Consider the following 23413-nt stretch of genomic DNA (forward strand, 5'->3'; position numbering starts at 1 on the left):
GGAACTAACTTTATTATGACTATTTATTTTATAAATTGGGTTGCAGATTATGAATTAAAAATGATTCAGTACCTGAAAAAAAAGTACAAGATAAAAAATATAACAACACCAAAAAAATATAACTGGATTAATAAAAAAATATCAAAAATAGGGATGGATAATGCATGGCTGGGGCGATTATTCATCAAGCATTACCTCAATGATATTAAAAAAGATGACATAATTATCATTAATGACAGTGTTGTTAATAAAGGTATCAATAAACAAATATTAAAAAATATTAACTGTCATAAAGTTTTGCTTCTAAGAAATACTGTTGGCGAAGATTTTATTCTTGATAACGCGAATTATTTCGATATTATATATGATTTTGAGCATAGATTTATAGGGAATGAAAAGATCAAGGCAATAGAACAATTTTTTCCTATAGGAATGGATGAAATTAGAAATTATAGTTTATCTGACAAAAATAACAGCCAGCCAATATGTTTTTTCCTTGGTCGTGATAAAGGGCGTCTTCAAATAATTAATGAGTTAGCCGAGAGATTAACAACACTAGGATGTAAGCTAGATTTTAATGTTGTCAAAGATAAGACATCATCTACGACTTCAAAGTATTTGATTGAAAAACAAATATCTTATGAAGAGAATATTAGAAGAACATTAAATGCTAATATAATTGTTGATATAACCAAAGAAAACCAATCTGGCTGGACTCTTCGTATACTTGAGGCACTATTTTTCAATAAAAAATTAATTACTAATAATATAAATGTATTTGGTTCAGAAATCTATAGTGAATCTCGCTTTTTTATAATAGGTCATGATGATTGGGATAAGTTAGAGTATTTTATTAACTCATCTGTTAAACCAATGGATTATGATAGTTTATATAAATTCAGTCCAGATAAAATGATGTCAACGATTGTTTCTGATTTTATAGACAAATAAAACCGTTAAAACAGTGAGTTTTACTCAATTAATGAGAGTTTCTATGAAAATAGCGTTTATCGGCGAAGCTGTTTCTGGATTTGGCGGCATGGAAACTGTCATCCGTGATGTTATTACTACCTTCAGGCAACAACATATCCAAAGTGAAATGTTTTTCTTTTGTCGTAATGACAAAATGGATAAGGGATGGCTGGAAGGTATTAAATACTCATGTTCATTTTCCAATATTCGTTTAGGTTTTTTACGTCGGGCGAAACATATTCATGCTCTAAGTAAATGGCTTCAGGAGTACCAACCAGATATCGTTATTTGTATTGATGTGATCTCCTGCCTGTTTGCCGCAAAAGCACGTAAAAAATCAGGAATTGATATGCCAGTATTTTCATGGCCACATTTTTCTTTAGATCACAAAAAACATGCTGAATATATCACCTGTGCCGACTATCATTTAGCAATCAGCTCTGGCATTAAACAGCAAATGATTAATCGAGGTGTAGCAGAATCGACGATAAATGTTATTTTTAATCCCGTCGAAACTAAAGACTCAGTCATTCCCGCGCCCGAGGAAGGTGAAACGGCAACGTTTATTTATGTTGGGCGTATGAAATTTGAAGGCCAGAAAAGAGTTAAAGACCTGCTTGATGGCTTATCACAAGCGAAAGGTAACTGGAAACTCCATGTATTGGGTGATGGCTCCGATTTCGAAAAATGCCAGGCTTATGGTAGAGAATTAAATATTGATGATCGAATTGTCTGGTATGGTTGGCAACAATATCCCTGGGAATTGGTCCAGCAAGATATTGAAAAAGTGAGTGCGTTATTGCTCACGTCATCTTTTGAAGGTTTCCCAATGACCCTACTTGAAGCCTTGTCGTGGGGGATTCCTTGTATCAGTGCCGATTGTGTCTCCGGGCCTGCTGACATTATTCAACCTGATGTCAATGGCCATCTGTATCAACCGGGAGATATTGCTGGTTTTGTAACTCTTCTAAATAAATATATAGCAGGTGAAATTCATATCGAACATGAAAAAATTCCTGCGTCGATCGATGAATTTTACCAATCGAAGTATTACGATAGATTACATAAGGTAATTATTTCTGCTATTTCCCGGAGGAAATAATGCAGCAGGTGTTTTTCCAGGAAACTGAGTTTCTTAATTCAGTTATTGATTATGATCATAAAGTAGAAACAGAAAATCTTTGTCTGGACATCGCTTATGGAACTGACAAAAACTTTCTATTTGGTTGCGGAATTTCGATTGCTTCAATATTAAAATATAATGAAGGAAGTCGATTGTGTTTCCATATTTTTACTGATTATTTTGGTGATGATGATCGTAAGTATTTTGATGCCCTGGCGTTGCAGTATAAAACCAGAATTAAAATATATCTGATTAATGGTGATCGACTGCGCTCATTGCCTAGCACTAAGAATTGGACTCATGCAATATATTTTCGTTTTGTTATTGCAGATTACTTTATTAATAAGGCGCCTAAAGTCCTTTATCTGGATGCAGATATCATTTGTCAGGGGACTATTGAGCCACTAATTAATTTCTCATTTCCTGACGATAAAGTCGCAATGGTTGTTACAGAAGGGCAAGCTGACTGGTGGGAAAAACGCGCCCATTCGTTAGGTGTTGCGGGAATTGCTAAAGGTTACTTTAACTCCGGTTTTTTATTGATTAATACTGCCCAATGGGCGGCTCAGCAGGTTTCTGCACGAGCTATTGCAATGCTAAATGAGCCAGAAATAATCAAAAAAATAACACATCCTGATCAGGATGTGTTAAATATGTTGCTGGCGGATAAACTTATTTTCGCTGATATTAAATATAACACCCAGTTCAGCTTAAATTATCAACTCAAAGAAAGCTTTATAAACCCAGTAACCAACGATACTATTTTTATCCATTATATCGGGCCAACCAAGCCCTGGCATGATTGGGCCTGGGATTATCCTGTATCACAAGCCTTTATGGAGGCAAAAAATGCTTCGCCATGGAAGAATACGGCGTTGCTGAAACCGAACAATAGCAATCAATTAAGATATAGCGCAAAACATATGCTTAAAAAGCATAGATATCTAAAAGGATTTAGCAACTATCTTTTTTATTTTATTGAAAAGATAAAGCATTAAAACTGGGAAACTATAAAGTAATGATATAAGGGTAGCATTGTGGACTCATTTCCTGCCATAGAGATAGATAAAGTTAAAGCCTGGGATTTTCGGCTAGCTAATATAAATACTTCTGAATGTTTAAATGTTGCCTATGGTGTCGATGCTAATTATCTTGATGGTGTAGGTGTTTCCATCACATCAATTGTCCTAAATAATCGACATATTAATCTTGATTTTTATATTATTGCTGATGTTTATAATGATGGTTTTTTTCAAAAAATTGCAAAGCTTGCAGAGCAAAACCAATTAAGAATCACGTTATATAGAATTAACACTGATAAGCTCCAGTGCTTGCCTTGTACACAGGTCTGGTCAAGAGCAATGTACTTCCGTTTATTTGCATTTCAATTATTGGGTTTAACGCTTGATCGTTTGCTTTATCTTGATGCAGATGTTGTTTGTAAAGGCGATATTAGCCAACTATTACATCTGGGTTTAAATGGAGCGGTTGCTGCTGTTGTTAAAGATGTTGAGCCAATGCAAGAAAAGGCGGTATCCAGGTTGTCTGATCCTGAATTACTTGGGCAGTACTTTAATTCCGGTGTCGTTTATTTAGACTTAAAAAAATGGGCTGACGCAAAACTAACAGAAAAAGCGTTGTCTATTCTTATGAGTAAAGATAATGTTTATAAATACCCTGATCAGGATGTTATGAATGTCTTACTGAAAGGGATGACATTATTTTTGCCTCGTGAGTACAATACAATTTATACAATTAAAAGTGAATTAAAAGACAAAACACATCAAAACTATAAAAAGCTGATTACAGAAAGTACTCTTCTTATTCATTATACAGGTGCAACTAAACCGTGGCACAAATGGGCAATTTATCCATCGGTAAAATACTATAAAATAGCTTTAGAAAATTCCCCCTGGAAAGATGACTCTCCACGAGATGCGAAATCAATTATTGAATTTAAAAAAAGATATAAACATCTTTTAGTGCAACATCATTATATCTCAGGAATTATAGCAGGAGTCTGTTATCTTTGCCGAAAATATTACCGTAAATAACATTTAACTGGTTTATTATGATTCAGAAGAGCAAGATCAAAGACTTGGTTGTTTTTACCGATGAAAACAATTCAAAGTACCTCAATGTATTAAATGACTTCTTGTCTTATAATATAAATATCATCAAGGTTTTTCGTTCTATTGATGATACAAAAGTTATGCTTATTGATACCGATTACGGTAAATTGATTCTTAAGGTTTTTTCTCCGAAAGTTAAGCGTAACGAACGTTTCTTTAAGTCTCTGTTAAAAGGTGATTATTACGAACGCCTTTTTGAGCAAACCCAAAAAGTACGAAATGAAGGGTTAAATACACTCAATGACTTTTATTTATTGGCTGAACGGAAAACCTTACGTTTTGTCCATACTTATATCATGATCATCGAGTATATTGATGGCATAGAGTTGTGTGATATGCCCGATATTGATGATGCGCTAAAAAATAAAATTCAGCAATCAATTAATGCCTTACATCAACATGGCATGGTTTCTGGCGACCCCCATCGTGGTAACTTCATTATAAAAAATGGTGAGGTTCGAATTATCGATCTCTCCGGAAAGCGTGCTTCAGCGCAGCGTAAAGCGAAAGATCGTATTGACTTAGAGCGTCATTACGGTATTAAAAATGAGATTAGAGATCTAGGCTATTATCTTTTAGTATATCGTAAAAAAATGCGCAATTTTATGCGGCGTTTGAAAGGGAAACCAGCGCGCTAAAAAAAATCCCACAATTACATGTCTTCACCAGGACAGTTTTAAGCGGAGTTATTTATTTCACAGGTTTATCATGAAGAATATTAGATACATTGACAAAAAAGATGTTGAAAACCTGATTGAAAATAAAATATCTGATGATGTTATTATTTTTCTTTCGGGCCCTACATCGCAAAAAACACCTTTGTCAGTATTACGAACAAAGGATATTATTGCTGTCAATGGTTCTGCGCAATATCTGTTAAGTAATAATATCGTTCCTTTTATATATGTACTTACAGATGTCCGATTTTTACATCAGCGTCGTGATGATTTTTATAAATTTAGCCAGAGAAGTCGTTATACCATAGTAAACGTTGACGTTTATGAACACGCTTCCAAAGAAGATAAACTTTATATCCTCCAGAACTGCCTCGTATTACGGTCCTTTTACCGTCGGGAAAAAGGTGGTTTTATAAAGAAGATTAAATTTAATATTTTGAGACAGATTCACAAAGAACTGCTGATCTCTGTACCGTTGTCTAAAAAAGGTCGTCTGGTTGGATTTTGCAAGGACATTAGTCTTGGTTATTGCTCATGCCATACTATTGCCTTTGCTGCAATTCAAATCGCATATTCACTTAAGTATGCGCGGATTATTTGTTCTGGTCTTGATTTAACGGGTAGCTGTTCTCGTTTCTATGATGAGAATAAAAATCCCATGCCCTCGGAATTAAGTAGGGATTTATTCAAAATATTGCCATTTTTTCGTTTTATGCATGATAATGTAAAAGATATTAATATTTATAATTTATCAGATGATACAGCTATTTCTTACGATGTAATTCCATTTATTAAACTTCAAGACATCAGTGCAGAAGAATCAAAAGATATGACAAGAAAAAAAATGCAATATAGAACTTCAACCGATTCTTATGCTAATTAATCATCCTGAAACTAAAATAATATGGTATAAAAATGCGCTTAGGAACTTTTCACAAAAAGAAAAGATTTTATATAAACAAAATCAAGATTAATTTCCTTTCTTTTTTATTTCGTAATAAAATAAATAATCAAATTACAGATCCAGCACAAGTTAAATCATGCCTTATTATTCATGATAATAATAAACTTGGTGATCTAATTGTATTAAGTTCGATTTATCGTGAACTTTATAGTAAAGGGGTTAAAATAACTCTTCTCACAAATAGAAAGGGTGGGGAATTTCTCTCTAATAATAAAAATATATTTGAGTTCTGTATTAAAGAATCAACCGGTTTTCTTGAAATGCTTACTCTATGTAAGCATCTGCGGGATTTACAGTTCGATATTGTATTAGACCCCTTTGAAACTATGCCCTCATTTAAGCATAGCTTAATATTATCAAGTTTAAAAGATTCTTACATTCTGGGTTTTGATCATTGGTATAAGCGTTACTATTCATTTTACCATCCCCACGATGAATGTTTAAAAGAACATATGAGTACACGAGCAATAGAAATACTGAAGCATATTTATGGTGAGGGTAAATTTTCCACCAACTACGACTTGCATTTACCAGTAGATGTTGAAGATAAAATAAAAGAATTTATTGGAGATACAAGAATAGTCATTATTAATCCATTAGGTGCAAAAAAAATATGCCGTCTTACGTTTGAGCAAATAAAAGTTATATATCAAGAAGTGAAAACACACTTTGAAAATTATCGGATTATATTTACCGGGTTACCGCAAGATTTATTGACAATACCAATACTTGAAATCGAAACACTACCATTTGATGAGTTTATTTATACCGTTGCGTTGACCAAGTATAGTGATTTTGTCATTTCTGTTGATACAGCTCTTGTTCATATCGCTGCGGCTTATCATAAACCAACGCTTGCATTTTACCCTAATTCACGTACTCCGGAATATCCCTCGCATTTAATTTGGTCCCCGAATCATCATAAATCTATACAAATAGTATCCCCAACATATACGGTAAAAGATATCGATACTGAAACTTTAACTAATTCAGTAAAGAGATTAAGTTGTATAGATAAGAAGTGAGTTTTAACTCACTTCTTAAACTTGTTTATTCTTAATTAATTGTATTGTTACGATTATTAATGACGAGTAAGAGGACTATAGCGGATATAATGATAATTGGAATGCTGCGTGCCCATATGATCACATCACTGAGTCCAATCCCCACAATGCCAAGCGTTAATATCAACAAACCCAAAGCTCGTTTTTTATATGCTATATAAAATAGTGAAAAATAGAGGAAAAGTGTGGAAAAAATTCCCATCAGACCTTTCAGTGACCCTGCTTCAATTATCTCATTATGTAGATGTACGTTAGAAAACTCCAATGCCCCTCTTAGCCTATTGTGTTCTGCAACTAACAAATTCATACTTTCAGCGCGTGACTCTGCTGATCTAAATGAAAAAGGTGACTTTATGAATATATTTAAACCAATTTCGTACATTGCCAGTCTTGCACCTAGGGAAGTAACACTATTAGCATTGGTATAACTGTTTAAGTCATTTAATGCTTCATTATAGCGATTCTGTATTGGTTTATTAAATATAATAACAATGCTAGCTAATATAGCAATTAGTAGAACAATAGAGGAAGTGAATTTCTTGGGTGATTTATTATAATAAGCTATTAATGCAGCAACACAAATTATAGGGAACAGGAGTAGGGTTGCTCTGGTTTGTGTTAGCGCCAGAACATAAAGTACCGCGCAACTATTTAATAAAAATAAAAAAGGATGATTTTTCTTAGTATAAAGAATCGCAACGCCACTAACTATCCCTATTAGCATTGTTGAATATGCTGCTCCTGTTGCCGTTCCTACACCAAAAGAAATGCGGTCATTTTCATGAATGCTATTAATATACATTGCATATCCAGCAATTAGAAATGACAGAGAATACAAAGTGTATAATACACTCTCTTTTTTTGATTTTAGCTGGCTAGTTAGTGTCAAGAAAACAATAAAAGAACCAAATATAAATATTTTGGCAGTATTTAAATAACTATGGTAAGTAGCACGAAATGGCGAATTATCTACTTTAAACGCAGAATACCAAATTAAATCAAGCAAGCCTATTAAAAATATAGAAAGGGGAAGAATAAGGTTTTTTATATTATAATTTTCTTGTCTGCCACGTAAAATTAGTGACAATAAGCAAACTATAGCAGTGATATTATATATTTTTATGCTGAAAGTATTATCGACGAATGCAATTATCATTGAAAAAAAACATAATATATAAGTTATTATCTCTAAAATCATTGATGATTTCAGAGTGTAAGGTTTCAATGAATGAAGTTTAAAGGATGTTAGCATGTTTTACCTTTATAATGATGATAACTTTTCCAAAACTGCTTGACTGTTGAGGTTAATTAAATTTTCTCTTGGAGCCCTACATACCATCTGATTCTTCCCATACCCACCAATTAATCCCGGATCGGTTGGTCCATAAACCGTGATATTGGGTCTATCCAGTGCCGCCGTTAAATGGCTTAACCCCGTATCCACCGACACTACAAATTTAGCCCCGGCCAGCACGCGGGCAACGCCTTCCAGACTCATCTTCGGCAATACTTCAACATAAGCAAATCCTTCCGCCAGTCGTTTCGCCCGTTCTTCCTCATGCGGCGCGCCCCACGGAAGTTTAATCCGTATTCCTGAATCAGCCAGTAAACCAATCAATTCTCGCCAGTGTTCTTCCGGCCAGTGTTTATCATCACGGGTCGTCGCATGAAGAAATACGGCATATTCGCCAGCATCTGTAGGCAGGTTCGTCAGAAAATGCTGTGCGATAGCATAATCGCCCTGGGTTTGCGGTTTGCTATAGCCCAAACTTTTGGCAAACAGTTCGCGGGTGCGTTCTACGGCGTGCTGCTGTTTTGCAATATGATGCTTACGATTGTAAAACAGGCTGGCTAAAGGTTCGCGAGCGGTTTGCCAGTCCATGCCATGCTTTACGCCATGCGCCAGACGCGTCACCAGCGCCGCGCTTTTTACCAGCCCCTGAGCGTCGATAACTGCGTCATAGTTCTCTGCTTGTAGCGCTTCACGAAACGCTTTGCGTTCCGCTTTTATGGGGGCCGAGAACCAGGCTTTACGCCAGCGACGTATTGCCACAGGAATAACTCGCTCAACGGCAGCGTGCCAGGAAGGAATCTGTGCGAACCCTTCTTCCACCACCCAGTCAAACTTAATCCCTGGGATTGCCTGCTGGGCATCAGTGAGTGCGGGCAACGTATGGAGAACATCGCCCATCGACGATGTTTTAACGATCAAAACCCGCATCCGTCAGGCTTCCTCTTGTAACAATAGCGCGTTGAGTTCTTCCAGTACGCGCTGGGGAGTAATGTCGATTAAGCTCTGGTGATAACCCTCCGCAGCGTCACCTTTACGCACTTTGTGATAGCCGGTAATCAAACGGATCACGCGCGCTTTATGGGATAGCGGCGGTGTGAAGTCCGGGCTACTCGGACCATACAGGGCAACCAGCGGACGATTGAGCGCCGCCGCAACATGCATCAGGCCAGAATCGTTAGTGACAATGGCTTTACAGGCTGCAATCAGGATAACCGCTTGATCAAGCTGTGTTTCCCCCGCCAGGTTCCGACACCATGCCTGCTGCTCGGTATTCAAAGCGGCAAGAATCTCATTGCCCGCTTCATGATCTTTCGCCGAGCCAAACAGAACCACCTGATAACCTTCATCAATCAGCTGCTTTGCCAGCTCCGCATAGTGGTAGTGTGGCCAGCGTTTTGCCGGACCAAACTCCGCACCCGGGCAAAAACCAATCATCGGACGTTCTGATGAAAGCGAAAATTGATTACAGGTATATGATTTTTCACCTTCGCTCACCTGCAACTGCGGCCATAACAATGGCTGCGGCAGATCTTGTGCTGTGCGCATAATGCCTTTGTCATAGGCCAGCGCTATATAGCGTTCCACCATTAGCGGCCAGGCTTCTTTATCGAGCACGCGTACATCGTTGAGTAAACCGTAGCGCATCTCGCCGCGCCAGCCGGTGCGATGAGGAATACCCGCGAAGAAAGGCACTAATGCAGATTTGAAGGAGTTGGGTAAGACGTAGGCGCGGTCGTAGCGCTTTTCACGCAGGCTATGACCCAGTTTGCGGCGTTCGCCGATTTCCAGCGCTCCGTGACCGAGAGGCATAGGAATAGCTTCGTTAACTTCCGGCATCCGCGATAATAATGGACGGCACCATGCCGGTGCCATCACATCGATTATCGCCTGGGGATAGCGCGCCTGGAGCGTGCGATAGAGACTTTGCGACATCATCATGTCGCCAACCCAAGACGGGCCGATCACCAGTATTTTCATGCAGAGCTCTTATGCGTCGCGATTCAGCCAGGCCATGTATTCCGTTACACCTTCAGCAACGGTTTTGAACGGTTTGTCGTAACCCGCCGCGCGCAGATTTGTCAGATCTGCCTGAGTGAACGCCTGATAGCGGCCTTTCAGTTTATCCGGGAACGGAATGTATTCGATCTGGCCTTTCTTGTGATAAGCCAGCGTAGCATCAGCTACCGCCTGGAAGGATTCCGCACGACCAGTACCGAGATTGAAGATGCCGGAAACGCCATTTTCCAGGAACCACAGATTCACATCAGCCACGTCGCCCACATAGACGAAGTCGCGTTTGAAGTTCTCGCTACCTTCAAACAGCTTCGGTGATTCACCGTTGTTAAGCTGGGTGTTGAGATGGAAAGCGACGCTCGCCATGCTGCCTTTATGGCCTTCACGCGGTCCATAAACGTTGAAATAACGGAAGCCAACAATCTGCGAGTTCGCTTCAGGCAGGATTTGACGAACATATTCATCAAACAGGAATTTTGAGTAACCGTAGACGTTCAACGGTTTTTCGTACTCGCGGGATTCAATAAAGTCGGAGGTGCGTCCGCCGTAGGTGGCTGCGGAAGAAGCGTACAGGAACGGGATTTCACGCTCCAGGCAGTAGTGCAGCAGCTCCTTGGAGTATTGATAGTTGTTATCCATCATATACTTGCCGTCCCACTCGGTGGTGGAAGAGCACGCGCCTTCGTGGAAAATCGCTTCGACATCGCCGAACTCTTCGCCAGCCATAATCTGGATCAGGAAGTCTTCCTTATCCATATAGTCTGCGATATTCAGATCCACCAGGTTCACAAACTTGGTGCCGTCTTTCAGGTTGTCCACCACCAGAATATCGGTGATGCCTTTATCATTCAGGGCTTTAACGATGTTGCTGCCGATAAAGCCCGCGCCGCCGGTAACGATGATCATAACTGTAACCTTCGAATTATGGAGTCAGAGACAATCTCAGACACGAATGTCTGTAATCATACCATCACATCCGAATCCCTTCAGCCCTTTACATAGAGGTGCAAGGATGCTAATTGCAACAAACTAGTTTGGGTTTTAGCTAGTCCTTCATGGCGGATGTTGGTTTTGCATGTGAATAGTGCTTTAGTATCAATATTCCGATGTATGATAAATAACGGAAGCATTTGAATGGATAATATACAGTATACATTCTATTAATATTTATGATATAATTCTTTTTTTATATTAATGGTCTTATTAGTAATGAAATCATCCACCACAATTATCACTGCATATTTTGACATTGGTAGAGGGGATTGGACTGCTAATAAAGGGTTCCGTGAAAAACTAGCTCGTTCAGTTGATGTTTATTTTAGTTACTTTGAGCGTCTGGCCGCACTTGAAAATGAGATGATTATTTTCACTTCTCCCGATTTGAAACCAAGGGTTGAAGCGATTCGCAACGGAAAACCAACAACGGTTATCGTTATCGATATAAAAAAGAAATTTAGATATATCAGAAGTCGTATCGAAAAAATTCAAAAAGATGAGTCGTTTACAAATAGACTTGAGCCTCGACAATTAAAAAACCCAGAGTACTGGTCACCAGAGTATGTTTTGGTATGTAACCTTAAGGCCTATTTTGTAAATAAAGCTATCAACATGGGCTTAGTGAAAACGCCTCTTGTTGCGTGGATAGATTTTGGCTATTGCCATAAGCCAAATGTAACTCGAGGATTGAAAATTTGGGATTTCCCATTTGATGAAAGTAAGATGCATCTTTTCACTATAAAAAAAGGGCTTACTGTCACATCTCAACAACAGGTTTTTGATTTCATGATTGGCAATCATGTATATATTATTGGGGGCGCAATTGTTGGTTCACAGCATAAATGGAAAGAATTCTATAAATTAGTTCTGGAAAGTCAAAAAATAACACTAAATAATAACATTGTGGACGATGACCAGGGCATTTTTGTCATGTGCTATTACAAACGCCCCGATCTCTTCAACCTAAACTATCTGGGGAGAGGAAAATGGTTCGATTTGTTTCGCTGCTTCAGGAGTAACACTTTAGGGGCAAAAATGCAGGCGCTGAGAATTTTCCTTTCAAGAAAATAGGTTTCCCTCCATTAGTGGGTAGCGTTTTGATACCAACTGAGATAGGAAAAATGATGCTTTGGCATCATTTTTTCTTTTTATATCAATGCAGTAAAATCAATCATCATTATGCCCAGCCAAAACTGTACAGTTTTTCTACTATCTGTAGGTGTTGAGAGACATCAAGTTACACGTTATTTATCCTGAATTTTGCAGAAGTGTTAACGCGTTATCTCGTCGCGACCTATAAGTTTGGGTAATATGTGCTGGAATTTGCCCTGTCTGGAGAATCGCAATGCGTGGAGAATTTTATCAGCAGTTAACCAACGATCTGGAAACCGCACGGGCGGAAGGGTTGTTTAAAGAAGAGCGCATTATTACGTCTGCGCAGCAAGCAGATATCACTGTGGCTGATGGAAGCCACGTCATTAACTTTTGTGCCAACAACTATCTCGGGCTGGCGAATCATCCTGATCTGATTGCGGCGGCAAAGGCGGGAATGGATTCTCACGGTTTCGGCATGGCTTCGGTGCGTTTTATTTGCGGCACTCAGGACAGCCATAAAGAGCTTGAACAAAAACTGGCGGCCTTCCTGGGGATGGAAGATGCGATTCTCTACTCTTCCTGCTTTGATGCTAACGGTGGCCTGTTTGAAACGCTTCTGGGTGCGGAAGACGCCATTATCTCCGACGCACTGAACCACGCGTCTATTATTGATGGTGTGCGTCTGTGCAAAGCTAAACGCTATCGCTATGCCAACAACGATATGCAGGAGCTGGAAGCACGTCTGAAAGAAGCGCGTGAAGCCGGTGCGCGTCATGTGCTGATCGCCACCGATGGTGTGTTCTCAATGGACGGCGTGATTGCCAACCTGAAGGGCGTTTGCGATCTGGCAGATAAATATGATGCCCTGGTGATGGTAGACGACTCCCACGCGGTCGGTTTTGTCGGTGAAAATGGTCGTGGTTCCCATGAATACTGCGATGTGATGGGCCGGGTCGATATTATCACCGGTACGCTTGGTAAAGCGCTGGGCGGGGCTTCTGGTGGTTATACCGCGGCGCGCAAAGAAGTGGTTGAGTGGCTGCGCCAGCGTTCTCGTCCGTACCTGTTCTCCAACTCGCTGGCACCGGCCATTGTTGCCGCGTCCATCAAAGTACTGGAGATGGTCGAAGCGGGCAGCGAACTGCGTGACCGTCTGTGGGCGAACGCGCGTCAGTTCCGTGAGCAAATGTCGGCGGCGGGCTTTACCCTGGCGGGAGCCGATCACGCCATTATTCCGGTCATGCTTGGTGATGCGGTAGTGGCGCAGAAATTTGCCCGTGAGCTGCAAAAAGAGGGCATTTACGTTACCGGTTTCTTCTATCCGGTCGTTCCGAAAGGTCAGGCGCGTATTCGTACCCAGATGTCTGCGGCGCATACCCCTGAGCAAATTACGCGTGCAGTAGAAGCATTTACGCGTATTGGTAAACAACTGGGCGTTATCGCCTGAGGATGTGAGATGAAAGCGTTATCCAAACTGAAAGCGGAAGAGGGCATCTGGATGACCGACGTTCCTGTACCGGAACTCGGGCATAACGATCTGCTGATTAAAATCCGTAAAACAGCCATCTGCGGGACTGACGTTCACATCTATAACTGGGATGAGTGGTCGCAAAAAACCATCCCGGTGCCGATGGTCGTGGGCCATGAATATGTCGGTGAAGTGGTAGGTATTGGTCAGGAAGTGAAAGGCTTCAAGATCGGCGATCGCGTTTCTGGCGAAGGCCATATCACCTGTGGTCATTGCCGCAACTGTCGTGGTGGTCGTACCCATTTGTGCCGCAACACGATAGGCGTTGGTGTTAATCGCCCGGGCTGCTTTGCCGAATATCTGGTGATCCCGGCATTCAACGCCTTCAAAATCCCCGACAATATTTCCGATGACTTAGCCGCAATTTTTGATCCCTTCGGTAACGCCGTGCATACCGCGCTGTCGTTTGATCTGGTGGGCGAAGATGTGCTGGTTTCTGGTGCAGGCCCGATTGGTATTATGGCAGCGGCGGTGGCGAAACACGTTGGTGCACGCAATGTGGTGATCACTGATGTTAACGAATACCGCCTTGAGCTGGCGCGTAAAATGGGTATCACCCGTGCGGTTAACGTCGCCAAAGAAAATCTCAATGACGTGATGGCGGAGTTAGGCATGACCGAAGGTTTTGATGTCGGTCTGGAAATGTCCGGTGCGCCGCCAGCGTTTCGTACCATGCTTGACACCATGAATCACGGCGGCCGTATTGCGATGCTGGGTATTCCGCCGTCTGATATGTCTATCGACTGGACCAAAGTGATCTTTAAAGGCTTGTTCATTAAAGGTATTTACGGTCGTGAGATGTTTGAAACCTGGTACAAGATGGCGGCGCTGATTCAGTCTGGCCTCGATCTTTCGCCGATCATTACCCATCGTTTCTCTATCGATGATTTCCAGAAGGGCTTTGACGCTATGCGTTCGGGCCAGTCCGGGAAAGTTATTCTGAGCTGGGATTAACACGAACAAGGGCTGGTATTCCAGCCCTTTTATCTGAGGATAATCTGTTAAATATGTAAAATCCTGTCAGTGTAATAAAGAGTTCGTAATTGTGCTGATCTCTTATATAGCTGCTCTCATTATCTCTCTACCCTGAAGTGACTCTCTCACCTGTAAAAATAATATCTCACAGGCTTAATAGTTTCTTAATACAAAGCCTGTAAAACGTCAGGATAACTTCAGAGGTCGTCGGTAATTTATGATGAACAGCACCAATAAACTTAGTGTTATTATTCCGTTATATAATGCGGGCGATGATTTCCGCACTTGTATGGAATCTTTAATTACGCAAACCTGGACTGCTCTGGAAATCATTATTATTAACGATGGTTCAACGGATAATTCTGTTGAAATAGCAAAGTATTACGCAGAAAACTATCCGCACGTTCGTTTGTTGCATCAGGCGAATGCTGGCGCATCGGTGGCGCGTAATCGTGGGATTGAAGTGGCAACGGGCAAATATGTCGCTTTTGTCGATGCTGACGATGAAGTCTATCCCACCATGTACGAAACGCTGATGACCATGGCGTTAGAGGACGACCTCGACGTGGCGCAGTGCAACGCTGACTGGTGTTTTCGTGAAACGGGAGAAACCTGGCAATCCATCCCCACCGATCGCCTTCGCTCAACCGGCGTATTAACCGGCCCGGACTGGCTGCGGATGGGGCTTTCTTCGCGCCGTTGGACTCACGTTGTCTGGATGGGGGTTTATCGCCGTGATGTTATTGTTAAAAATAACATTAAATTTATTGCCGGATTACATCATCAGGATATTGTCTGGACAACAGAATTCATGTTTAACGCGCTGCGTGCGCGATATACCGAGCAATCATTATATAAATATTATCTGCATAATACGTCAGTGAGTCGGTTGCATAGACAAGGGAATAAAAACCTTAATTATCAACGTCACTATATTAAGATTACCCGCCTGCTGGAGAAATTAAATCGAAATTATGCCGACAAAATTATGATTTATCCGGAATTTCATCAGCAAATAACTTACGAGGCATTGCGTGTTTGCCATGCGGTGCGCAAAGAGCCGGATATTCTTACCCGCCAACGGATGATTGCCGAGATATTTACTTCCGGTATGTATAAGCGCCTGATTACCAATGTGCGCAGCGTGAAGGTCGGTTACCAGGCGTTACTGTGGTCTTTCCGCTTATGGCAATGGCGCGACAAAACGCGGTCGCACCATCGCATTACGCGTAGCGCCTTTAATTTGCGCTAGCGTTAAACTTCGCCGCTTCGGGCTGTTTGCCCCAGCCTTGCCACTGATGCTGGAAGTAAACGATCAGCGTGCTCTGGCTGATGCTTTCGCTTAATACTTCAAAGAAGCGATTAGCATAAACAGGTTCTATCGGTTTCTTCGGTTTGCACAGCTTCACGCCACGGAACGGATTACGCGGTGCATCAGGCACAGCGTTTTTCGGCGGTGTAGAAGTATCAACCTGCGGTTCATTCAGCAAGCTGCTGGCTTTCACCAGCGTAATGTCTGGCGGCAGGTTATAAACCATCTGTTGCAACACGCGTACCGTTGCAGGGTGAGGATGCCCAATGGCAATGGTCGAACCGTTGCGACGCGCCAGGTCAATTGCGCGATTAAATTGCACACGGATGTCCGCTTCATTTTGCGAATCGTCGAGGAATACCTTCCGTTTGATCACCTTCACGCCAGTGCCTTGCGCGGCGCGCATCGCCTGGGTATTACCGATGGTTACGCTGTCGAGGAAGTAAAGATTGTAACGCTCCAGCGCCTGCATCACTTTCTGCATACCAAACAGGTTAGAGGTCATCTTGCTGCCCATGTGGTTGTTGATCCCCACGGCATAGGGCACGTTATTGACCGCACTACGAATAATGCGCTCAATTTCGTCGCTGCTCATCTCCGGGCGTAGCGTATTTTTCTCCAGCGGCTGTTTACTCAACGGTGCCATCGGGAGATGAATCAACACTTCGTGCCCGCTGTTATGCGCTTTGGTCGCCATCTCTCTGGCGTGCGGTGAATCGGGTAATACAGCGACGGAGATAGCGGAAGGCATCGCCAGCACCTGGTTTTCGTTGTGCGGGCGATACCCAAAATCATCAATGACGATGGCAAGTTTGCCAGCAAGTACGGGGGAGGAGAGCGCCAACAGAGCGGCAAATGCAAGAACGTTACGACGAAATGGAAACAAAACTTATCTTCCCAACCACGGCTGTGGATTGACCGCCTGACCCTGGCGGCGAATTTCGAAATAGAGTGAAGGCCGACCCTGACCGCCACTGCTGCCCACCAGTGCAATCGGCTGGCCCGCGCGAACCTGCGAACCAACGCTCACCAGTGCGCTCTGATTATAGCCGTAAAGACTCATGTCGCCTTTACCATGCTCAACCACCACCACCAGACCGTAGCCTTGCAGCCAGTCAGCCAGAATCACCCGACCGTCGGCAATCGCTTTAACTTCAGTACCTTCAGAAGCACCGATAACCATACCTTTCCAGCGTAATTCACCCTGTAGCTGTTCGCCATAGCGATGCAGCGTCGGCCCGCGAACCGGCCAGAATGCCTGACCACGCGGCGCGCCCAGACCACCGGTACGGGACATCAGCGATTTTTCGCTTTCGGTCGGTTTGTAGGTGGTGCCTTTGCGCGTCGCTTCTTTCTGGCGGTCGCGAACCGCCTGGGCCTCACGTGCTTCTCGTTCTGCACGCGCTTTCGCCGCGGCTTCCGCACGGGCAATGCTGTTACGCAGACGGGATTCGTTGGCGCGCAGCTCGCTCAACTGTTGCTGACCTTGCTGGATGGAAGACTCCAGCCCTGCCAGCGTCTTTTTACGCTCGTTCAGCGCCTGAGTCAGTTTCGCCTGTTGGGCGCGCTGCTCATATAACAGCGTTTGTTGCTCGCTCTGTTTCTCTTCCAGTTCAGCACGCTGCATGGCGACTTCTTCACGCGTTTGCTTCAACTGGGCAATGGTTTCTTGTCGCGCCTGGTTGAGATAGCCGAAATAAGCCTGTAAACGCTGTCCACGCTGGCTTTCTTCACCGCTGAGAATCAGCTGAATACCGGTATGCTCGCCCTGACGGAATGCGGCATCCAGTTGTGCGGCGAGGCTGCGCTCCTGGGCGGCTTTTTGCTGCTCCAGTTTGGCAATCGACGCGTTCATCTCATCAATCTGTTTATTGAGTTGATTGAGCGTGTTTTGCGTTTCGCGCAGCTTACGGGTGGCTTCAGAGATCGCTTCTTCCTGCTTTTTCAATTGTGCGAGCAGGCTTGCGCGTTGTTGTTGCTTTTGGCGTACCGCGCGCTCTTTTGCGGCGATGTCAGCCTGAATAGATTTGAGTTGGTCACGCTCATCCGCGTGGGCGGAAAAGGCGCACAACAATACGCCAGCGCTAAGAACGCTGGCGTAGATGATGGGCCTGATTGCAAACCTGCGCGGTTTCACGGCCCGTGTCATGGTATTAATCGCCTTTCCCCTCATGGGGAGGGATTATTCCACGATGAACAGCGGCTTACCAGTCATCTCTTGCGGGATTTCCATACCCATCAGCGACAACATGGTCGGCGCGATGTCAGAAAGTTTGCCGCCTTCAACCGCTTTCACGTTCTTATCACCAACGTAAATCAGCGGAACTGGCAGGTTGGTGTGTGCCGTGTGTGCCTGACCCGTTGCCGGATCGCGCATCTGCTCAGCGTTACCGTGGTCAGCGGTGATCAGCAGTTGTCCACCCACGGACTCAACCGCTTTCGCGACTTCTTCCACGCAGTGATCCAGCGCTTCAACCGCTTTAACCGCCGCTTCCATCACCCCGGTGTGACCTACCATGTCGCCGTTCGGATAGTTACAGATGATGGTGTCGTATTTGCCGCTCTTGATGGCCGCAACCAGTTTTTCGGTCAGCTCTGCGGAGCTCATTTCCGGTTGCAGATCGTAGGTAGCCACTTTCGGTGAGTTGATCAGAATGCGATCTTCGCCTTTGAACGACTCTTCTACGCCACCGTTGAAGAAGAAAGTAACGTGGGCATATTTTTCGGTTTCGGAAATACGCAACTGAGTTTTGTCGTTTTTCGCCATCCACTCGCCGAAGGTGTTAACCAGGGAAGCGGGTGGGTAAGCAACCGCAGTTTTGATGTCAGCGGCGTATTCGGTCAGCATCACGAAATCGACGTTAACCACTTTCTTACGCGCGAAGCCATCGAAATCAGCGTTCACGAAAGCACGAGTGATTTCACGCGCGCGGTCAGCACGGAAGTTCATGAAAATCAGTGCATCGCCGTCTTCCATTGCCGCGTCTGGCTGACCTTCAGCACGGATAACGGTCGCTTTCACGAATTCATCATTTTCGTCGCGAGCATAAGCAGCCTGCAAACCAGCAACGGCGGTATCGGCCTGGAACTCGCCCTGCGCCAGAGTCAGCAGGTCATAAGCTTTTTCTACGCGATCCCAACGGTTATCGCGGTCCATCGCGTAGTAACGACCAATGATGGACGCTACGCGGCCTTTGCCCAGCGCGGCAAATTTTTCTTCGAATTTTTTCAGCGAGGATTCAGCACTGCGCGGCGGAGTGTCGCGACCGTCAAGGAATGCGTGCAGGTAGATTTTTTCTGCGCCGCGTTCAGCTGCCAGTTCTACCATCGCCATGATGTGATCTTCGTGGCTGTGTACGCCGCCTGCGGAGAGCAGACCCATAATGTGTACCGCTTTGCCTGCGTTTTTCGCTTTATCTACCGCGCCAGTCAGCACCGGATTAGCAAAGAAAGCGCGATCTTTGATTTCAACGTCCAGACGAGTCAGGTCCTGATACACGATGCGGCCGGCACCCAGGTTAACGTGGCCTACTTCGGAGTTACCCATCTGACGGTCAGGCAGACCGACTTCCAGACCGGAAGCGTCGATTAGGGTATGCGGACGATTGGCCCACAGTGCATCCATTACCGGGGTTTTAGCACTAAAAATGGCGTTATCCTGCTGTTCTTCGCGATAGCCATAGCCATCCAGAATCACCAGTACCATAGGTTTTTTAGAAACCAACATTGCGACAACCTCATACTCAAGAGTCAAAATTTGCGTAATTTTACTACAGCTGAATCGATAAAATAGCCTCTGAAGATCAAAATATACGACCGCTCGCGGCAAGCCGATGCCAGATTTACGCTTTTTTTTCGTCGCGCCCCGCAAAATTGCATTCCAGTTAACGCGCTGGCTGTATTTGCCGCACCGCGCAGGTATACTCCTTTCCTGGTTTTTTTAATCACTACGTCGGGAGTTGTTACCCCCCATGCAAGAAATTATGCAATTTGTTGGCCGTCATCCCATACTGAGTATCGCCTGGATCGCGTTACTGGTGGCGGTTCTTGTGACTACGTTTAAGAGCCTGACCTCGAAAGTGAAGGTGATTACTCGTGGTGAAGCTACGCGTCTGATCAACAAAGAAGACGCTGTGGTTGTGGATTTACGTCAGCGTGATGACTTCCGTAAAGGCCATATCGCAGGTTCTATTAATCTGTTGCCGAGCGAAATCAAAGCCAACAATGTTGGTGAGCTTGAGAAGCACAAAGACAAACCGGTTATCGTGGTAGACGGTTCTGGCATGCAGTGCCAGGAGCCTGCAAACGCACTGACGAAAGCTGGTTTTGCGCAAGTATTCGTGCTGAAAGAAGGCGTCGCTGGCTGGGCTGGCGAAAACTTGCCTTTGGTGCGCGGCAAATAATTTACCTGTCGTCTTTCATGATGCAGGCCGTTAGCTGCAATTAGGCCCCCAGCGACTTATTGTTATAAGCTTCTGGGGACACTCCATTTTGCTGCCGCCCTGCAACATGAAATTTCAGGGTAAAAAAACAGGAGCTAATTTATGGCCAATGTTGAAATCTATACCAAAGAAACCTGCCCGTATTGCCATCGTGCAAAAGCACTGCTGAGCAGCAAGGGCGTGAGTTTCCAGGAGCTGCCGATCGATGGCAACGCCGCCAAGCGTGAAGAGATGATCAAACGCAGCGGTCGCACCACGGTTCCCCAGATTTTTATTGACGCACAGCACATTGGCGGCTGTGATGACTTGTATGCATTGGATGCACGTGGTGGACTGGATCCCCTGCTGAAATAACGTGTGAACGTTGGCATTACATTGCGCAGTATTTAAGGACAACACTTAAGGGTTTTCTACACATGTCAGAACAAAACAACACTGAAATGACTTTCCAGATCCAACGTATTTATACCAAGGATATCTCTTTCGAAGCGCCGAACGCGCCGCACGTTTTCCAGAAAGATTGGCAACCAGAAGTTAAACTTGATCTGGATACGGCATCTTCCCAACTGGCAGATGACGTATACGAAGTGGTACTGCGTGTTACCGTAACGGCCTCTTTGGGCGAAGAAACCGCGTTCCTGTGTGAAGTTCAGCAGGGCGGTATTTTCTCCATCGCGGGTATCGAAGGCACCCAGATGGCGCATTGCCTGGGAGCATACTGCCCGAACATTCTGTTCCCGTATGCTCGTGAGTGCATCACCAGCATGGTATCCCGCGGTACATTCCCGCAACTGAACCTTGCGCCGGTTAACTTCGATGCGCTGTTCATGAACTATTTGCAGCAGCAGGCTGGCGAAGGTACTGAAGAACATCAGGATGCCTGATGAACCAACGTAATGCTTCAATGACTGTGATCGGTGCCGGCTCGTACGGCACCGCTCTTGCCATCACCCTGGCAAGAAATGGCCACGAGGTTGTCCTCTGGGGCCATGACCCTGAACATATCGCAACGCTTGAACGCGACCGCTGTAACGCCGCGTTTCTCCCCGATGTGCCTTTTCCCGATACGCTCCATCTTGAAAGCGATCTCGCCACTGCGCTGGCAGCCAGCCGTAATATTCTCGTCGTCGTACCCAGCCATGTCTTTGGTGAAGTGCTGCGCCAGATTAAACCACTGATGCGTCCTGATGCGCGTCTGGTGTGGGCGACCAAAGGGCTGGAAGCGGAAACCGGACGTCTGTTACAGGACGTGGCGCGTGAGGCCTTAGGCGATCAAATTCCGCTGGCGGTTATCTCTGGCCCAACGTTTGCGAAAGAACTGGCGGCAGGTTTACCGACAGCTATTTCGCTGGCCTCGACCGATCAGACCTTTGCCGATGATCTCCAGCAGCTGCTGCACTGCGGCAAAAGTTTCCGCGTTTACAGCAATCCGGATTTCATTGGCGTGCAGCTTGGCGGCGCGGTGAAAAACGTTATTGCCATTGGTGCGGGGATGTCCGACGGTATCGGTTTTGGTGCGAATGCGCGTACGGCGCTGATCACCCGTGGGCTGGCTGAAATGTCGCGTCTTGGTGCGGCGCTGGGTGCCGACCCTGCCACCTTTATGGGCATGGCGGGGCTTGGCGATCTGGTGCTTACCTGTACCGACAACCAGTCGCGTAACCGCCGTTTTGGCATGATGCTCGGTCAGGGCATGGATGTACAAAGCGCGCAGGAGAAGATTGGTCAGGTGGTGGAAGGCTACCGCAATACGAAAGAAGTCCGCGAACTGGCGCATCGCTTCGGCGTTGAAATGCCAATAACCGAGGAAATTTATCAAGTATTATATTGCGGAAAAAACGCGCGCGAGGCAGCATTGACTTTACTAGGTCGTGCACGCAAGGACGAGCGCAGCAGCCACTAACCCCAGGGAACCTTTGTTACCGCTATGACCCGGCCCGCGCAGAACGGGCCGGTCATTATCTCATCGTGTGGAGTAAGCAATGTCGTGTGAAGAACTGGAAATTGTCTGGAACAATATTAAAGCCGAAGCCAGAACGCTGGCGGACTGTGAGCCAATGCTGGCCAGTTTTTACCACGCGACGCTACTCAAGCACGAAAACCTTGGCAGTGCACTGAGCTACATGCTGGCGAACAAGCTGTCATCGCCAATTATGCCTGCTATTGCTATCCGTGAAGTGGTGGAAGAAGCCTACGCCGCTGACCCGGAAATGATCGCCTCTGCGGCCTGTGATATTCAGGCGGTGCGTACCCGCGACCCGGCAGTCGATAAATACTCAACCCCGTTGTTATACCTGAAGGGTTTTCATGCCTTGCAGGCCTATCGCATCGGTCACTGGTTGTGGAATCAGGGGCGTCGCGCACTGGCAATCTTTCTGCAAAACCAGGTTTCTGTGACGTTCCAGGTCGATATTCACCCGGCAGCAAAAATTGGTCGCGGTATCATGCTTGACCACGCGACAGGCATCGTCGTTGGTGAAACGGCGGTGATTGAAAACGACGTATCGATTCTGCAATCTGTGACGCTTGGCGGTACGGGTAAATCTGGTGGTGACCGTCACCCGAAAATTCGTGAAGGTGTGATGATTGGCGCGGGCGCGAAAATCCTCGGCAATATTGAAGTTGGGCGCGGCGCGAAGATTGGCGCAGGTTCCGTGGTGCTGCAACCGGTGCCGCCGCATACCACCGCCGCTGGCGTTCCGGCTCGTATTGTCGGTAAACCAGACAGCGATAAGCCATCAATGGATATGGACCAGCATTTCAACGGTATTAACCATACATTTGAGTATGGGGATGGGATCTAATGTCCTGTGATCGTGCCGGATG

23 protein-coding genes are annotated in these 23413 nt (G+C 44.7%); 16 read left to right on the forward strand and 7 right to left on the reverse strand.

Annotated elements, in window-relative coordinates; all coding sequences use genetic code 11:
• Nucleotides 1-15: 15 nt before the first annotated feature.
• The 7 genes from rfaS to KXD89_RS00410 all read left to right on the forward strand — a co-directional run bounded on the left by rfaS (nt 16) and on the right by KXD89_RS00410 (nt 6893).
• Nucleotides 16-951, forward strand: a complete 936-nt coding sequence (gene rfaS, locus KXD89_RS00380) for an LPS core biosynthesis protein RfaS (RefSeq protein ID WP_000158225.1) — start codon at nt 16-18, stop codon at nt 949-951.
• 43 nt (nt 952-994) lie between these two features.
• Nucleotides 995-2074, forward strand: a complete 1080-nt coding sequence (waaB, locus tag KXD89_RS00385; protein WP_000683964.1) for a lipopolysaccharide 1,6-galactosyltransferase — start codon at nt 995-997, stop codon at nt 2072-2074.
• Entirely contained in the window at nt 2074-3093 is a 1020-nt protein-coding gene (gene waaO / locus KXD89_RS00390) for a lipopolysaccharide 3-alpha-galactosyltransferase (protein ID WP_001188013.1), read from the forward strand. Before waaB ends, waaO begins: the two co-directional genes overlap by 1 nt.
• Before the next feature lie 39 nt (nt 3094-3132).
• The gene (rfaJ, locus tag KXD89_RS00395) at nt 3133-4149 is read left to right on the forward strand and encodes a lipopolysaccharide 1,2-glucosyltransferase RfaJ (protein ID WP_000376841.1); all 1017 of its coding nucleotides are present in this window, start codon (nt 3133-3135) and stop codon (nt 4147-4149) included.
• Nucleotides 4150-4166: 17 nt separating this feature from the next.
• A complete protein-coding gene (gene rfaY / locus KXD89_RS00400; RefSeq protein ID WP_000615254.1) occupies nt 4167-4865 on the forward strand; it encodes a lipopolysaccharide core heptose(II) kinase RfaY in 699 nt (232 codons plus the stop codon).
• 70 nt (nt 4866-4935) lie between these two features.
• Nucleotides 4936-5787 (forward strand): 3-deoxy-D-manno-oct-2-ulosonate III transferase WaaZ, encoded by an 852-nt coding sequence (waaZ, locus tag KXD89_RS00405; protein ID WP_000790279.1) that lies wholly within the window; start codon nt 4936-4938, stop codon nt 5785-5787.
• Between the two features lie 32 nt (nt 5788-5819).
• Nucleotides 5820-6893: a glycosyltransferase family 9 protein gene (locus KXD89_RS00410; protein WP_001236433.1), complete on the forward strand. Its 1074-nt coding sequence runs from the start codon at nt 5820-5822 to the stop codon at nt 6891-6893.
• A gap of 31 nt (nt 6894-6924) precedes the next feature.
• On the opposite strand, the gene waaL is transcribed toward KXD89_RS00410, so the two are convergent.
• Genes waaL through rfaD form a run of 4 tightly spaced genes read right to left on the reverse strand, consistent with a single transcriptional unit; the run spans nt 6925 to nt 11145 of the window.
• Entirely contained in the window at nt 6925-8184 is a 1260-nt protein-coding gene (waaL, locus tag KXD89_RS00415; protein WP_001395405.1) for an O-antigen ligase, read from the reverse strand.
• A 9-nt stretch (nt 8185-8193) separates the two neighbouring features.
• Nucleotides 8194-9153 (reverse strand): lipopolysaccharide heptosyltransferase RfaC, encoded by a 960-nt coding sequence (rfaC, locus tag KXD89_RS00420; protein ID WP_001264584.1) that lies wholly within the window; start codon nt 9151-9153, stop codon nt 8194-8196.
• 3 nt (nt 9154-9156) lie between these two features.
• On the reverse strand, nt 9157-10203 hold the full coding sequence (rfaF, locus tag KXD89_RS00425; RefSeq protein WP_000699219.1) for an ADP-heptose--LPS heptosyltransferase RfaF: 1047 nt from the start codon (nt 10201-10203) through the stop codon (nt 9157-9159).
• Between the two features lie 9 nt (nt 10204-10212).
• Nucleotides 10213-11145, reverse strand: a complete 933-nt coding sequence (rfaD, locus tag KXD89_RS00430) for an ADP-glyceromanno-heptose 6-epimerase (RefSeq protein ID WP_000587764.1) — start codon at nt 11143-11145, stop codon at nt 10213-10215.
• A gap of 303 nt (nt 11146-11448) precedes the next feature.
• On the opposite strand from rfaD, the gene yibB reads away from it, so the two are divergent.
• The 4 genes from yibB to waaH all read left to right on the forward strand — a co-directional run bounded on the left by yibB (nt 11449) and on the right by waaH (nt 16085).
• Nucleotides 11449-12306 carry a protein YibB gene (gene yibB / locus KXD89_RS00435; protein WP_000842820.1) on the forward strand — a complete coding sequence of 286 codons (858 nt, stop codon included), beginning with the start codon at nt 11449-11451 and terminating at the stop codon, nt 12304-12306.
• Nucleotides 12307-12580: 274 nt separating this feature from the next.
• Nucleotides 12581-13777 carry a glycine C-acetyltransferase gene (gene kbl / locus KXD89_RS00440; protein ID WP_001213834.1) on the forward strand — a complete coding sequence of 399 codons (1197 nt, stop codon included), beginning with the start codon at nt 12581-12583 and terminating at the stop codon, nt 13775-13777.
• A gap of 9 nt (nt 13778-13786) precedes the next feature.
• Nucleotides 13787-14812 (forward strand): L-threonine 3-dehydrogenase, encoded by a 1026-nt coding sequence (gene tdh, locus KXD89_RS00445; protein WP_000646007.1) that lies wholly within the window; start codon nt 13787-13789, stop codon nt 14810-14812.
• A 238-nt stretch (nt 14813-15050) separates the two neighbouring features.
• Nucleotides 15051-16085, forward strand: a complete 1035-nt coding sequence (gene waaH, locus KXD89_RS00450) for a UDP-glucuronate:LPS(HepIII) glycosyltransferase (RefSeq protein WP_000982115.1) — start codon at nt 15051-15053, stop codon at nt 16083-16085.
• Here waaH and KXD89_RS00455 read toward each other — a convergent pair.
• The 3 genes from KXD89_RS00455 to gpmM are packed head-to-tail and all read right to left on the reverse strand — an operon-like array spanning nt 16072 to nt 19872.
• Entirely contained in the window at nt 16072-17031 is a 960-nt protein-coding gene (locus tag KXD89_RS00455; protein WP_000483847.1) for a divergent polysaccharide deacetylase family protein, read from the reverse strand. The genes waaH and KXD89_RS00455 overlap by 14 nt on opposite strands.
• A gap of 3 nt (nt 17032-17034) precedes the next feature.
• Complete coding sequence (envC, locus tag KXD89_RS00460) at nt 17035-18294, reverse strand: murein hydrolase activator EnvC (RefSeq protein ID WP_000196256.1); 1260 nt, start codon at nt 18292-18294, stop codon at nt 17035-17037.
• 33 nt (nt 18295-18327) lie between these two features.
• Complete coding sequence (gene gpmM, locus KXD89_RS00465; protein ID WP_001350558.1) at nt 18328-19872, reverse strand: 2,3-bisphosphoglycerate-independent phosphoglycerate mutase; 1545 nt, start codon at nt 19870-19872, stop codon at nt 18328-18330.
• 244 nt (nt 19873-20116) lie between these two features.
• Between gpmM and KXD89_RS00470 the strand changes: the two genes are divergently transcribed.
• The 5 genes from KXD89_RS00470 to cysE all read left to right on the forward strand — a co-directional run bounded on the left by KXD89_RS00470 (nt 20117) and on the right by cysE (nt 23391).
• Nucleotides 20117-20548, forward strand: coding sequence for a rhodanese-like domain-containing protein (locus tag KXD89_RS00470; RefSeq protein WP_001156181.1), 432 nt, complete (start codon nt 20117-20119; stop codon nt 20546-20548).
• Between the two features lie 141 nt (nt 20549-20689).
• On the forward strand, nt 20690-20941 hold the full coding sequence (grxC, locus tag KXD89_RS00475; protein WP_000024392.1) for a glutaredoxin 3: 252 nt from the start codon (nt 20690-20692) through the stop codon (nt 20939-20941).
• 62 nt (nt 20942-21003) lie between these two features.
• A complete protein-coding gene (gene secB, locus KXD89_RS00480) occupies nt 21004-21471 on the forward strand; it encodes a protein-export chaperone SecB (RefSeq protein ID WP_000003377.1) in 468 nt (155 codons plus the stop codon).
• Nucleotides 21471-22490: an NAD(P)H-dependent glycerol-3-phosphate dehydrogenase gene (gene gpsA / locus KXD89_RS00485; RefSeq protein WP_001076194.1), complete on the forward strand. Its 1020-nt coding sequence runs from the start codon at nt 21471-21473 to the stop codon at nt 22488-22490. The genes secB and gpsA overlap by 1 nt, the downstream gene beginning before the upstream one ends.
• Nucleotides 22491-22569: 79 nt before the next feature.
• On the forward strand, nt 22570-23391 hold the full coding sequence (gene cysE, locus KXD89_RS00490; protein ID WP_001277561.1) for a serine O-acetyltransferase: 822 nt from the start codon (nt 22570-22572) through the stop codon (nt 23389-23391).
• Nucleotides 23392-23413: the final 22 nt, after the last annotated feature.

Source organism: Escherichia sp. TC-EC600-tetX4 (assembly GCF_019356055.1).
GTDB lineage: Bacteria > Pseudomonadota > Gammaproteobacteria > Enterobacterales > Enterobacteriaceae.

Excerpts from the sequence above, each read along its gene's own strand:
- waaL (WP_001395405.1), bottom strand. The coding sequence starts at position 8,184 with ATGCTAACATCCTTTAAACTTCATTCATTGAAACCTTACACTCTGAAA.
- rfaF (WP_000699219.1), bottom strand. The coding sequence starts at position 10,203 with ATGAAAATACTGGTGATCGGCCCGTCTTGGGTTGGCGACATGATGATG.
- waaB (WP_000683964.1), top strand. The coding sequence starts at position 995 with ATGAAAATAGCGTTTATCGGCGAAGCTGTTTCTGGATTTGGCGGCATG.
- envC (WP_000196256.1), bottom strand. The coding sequence starts at position 18,294 with ATGACACGGGCCGTGAAACCGCGCAGGTTTGCAATCAGGCCCATCATC.
- rfaY (WP_000615254.1), top strand. The coding sequence starts at position 4,167 with ATGATTCAGAAGAGCAAGATCAAAGACTTGGTTGTTTTTACCGATGAA.
- rfaS (WP_000158225.1), top strand. The coding sequence starts at position 16 with ATGACTATTTATTTTATAAATTGGGTTGCAGATTATGAATTAAAAATG.
- gpmM (WP_001350558.1), bottom strand. The coding sequence starts at position 19,872 with ATGTTGGTTTCTAAAAAACCTATGGTACTGGTGATTCTGGATGGCTAT.
- grxC (WP_000024392.1), top strand. The coding sequence starts at position 20,690 with ATGGCCAATGTTGAAATCTATACCAAAGAAACCTGCCCGTATTGCCAT.
- kbl (WP_001213834.1), top strand. The coding sequence starts at position 12,581 with ATGCGTGGAGAATTTTATCAGCAGTTAACCAACGATCTGGAAACCGCA.
- waaO (WP_001188013.1), top strand. The coding sequence starts at position 2,074 with ATGCAGCAGGTGTTTTTCCAGGAAACTGAGTTTCTTAATTCAGTTATT.
- rfaD (WP_000587764.1), bottom strand. The coding sequence starts at position 11,145 with ATGATCATCGTTACCGGCGGCGCGGGCTTTATCGGCAGCAACATCGTT.
- gpsA (WP_001076194.1), top strand. The coding sequence starts at position 21,471 with ATGAACCAACGTAATGCTTCAATGACTGTGATCGGTGCCGGCTCGTAC.
- KXD89_RS00410 (WP_001236433.1), top strand. The coding sequence starts at position 5,820 with ATGCGCTTAGGAACTTTTCACAAAAAGAAAAGATTTTATATAAACAAA.
- waaZ (WP_000790279.1), top strand. The coding sequence starts at position 4,936 with ATGAAGAATATTAGATACATTGACAAAAAAGATGTTGAAAACCTGATT.
- rfaC (WP_001264584.1), bottom strand. The coding sequence starts at position 9,153 with ATGCGGGTTTTGATCGTTAAAACATCGTCGATGGGCGATGTTCTCCAT.
- cysE (WP_001277561.1), top strand. The coding sequence starts at position 22,570 with ATGTCGTGTGAAGAACTGGAAATTGTCTGGAACAATATTAAAGCCGAA.
- yibB (WP_000842820.1), top strand. The coding sequence starts at position 11,449 with ATGAAATCATCCACCACAATTATCACTGCATATTTTGACATTGGTAGA.
- waaH (WP_000982115.1), top strand. The coding sequence starts at position 15,051 with ATGATGAACAGCACCAATAAACTTAGTGTTATTATTCCGTTATATAAT.
- tdh (WP_000646007.1), top strand. The coding sequence starts at position 13,787 with ATGAAAGCGTTATCCAAACTGAAAGCGGAAGAGGGCATCTGGATGACC.
- KXD89_RS00470 (WP_001156181.1), top strand. The coding sequence starts at position 20,117 with ATGCAAGAAATTATGCAATTTGTTGGCCGTCATCCCATACTGAGTATC.
- secB (WP_000003377.1), top strand. The coding sequence starts at position 21,004 with ATGTCAGAACAAAACAACACTGAAATGACTTTCCAGATCCAACGTATT.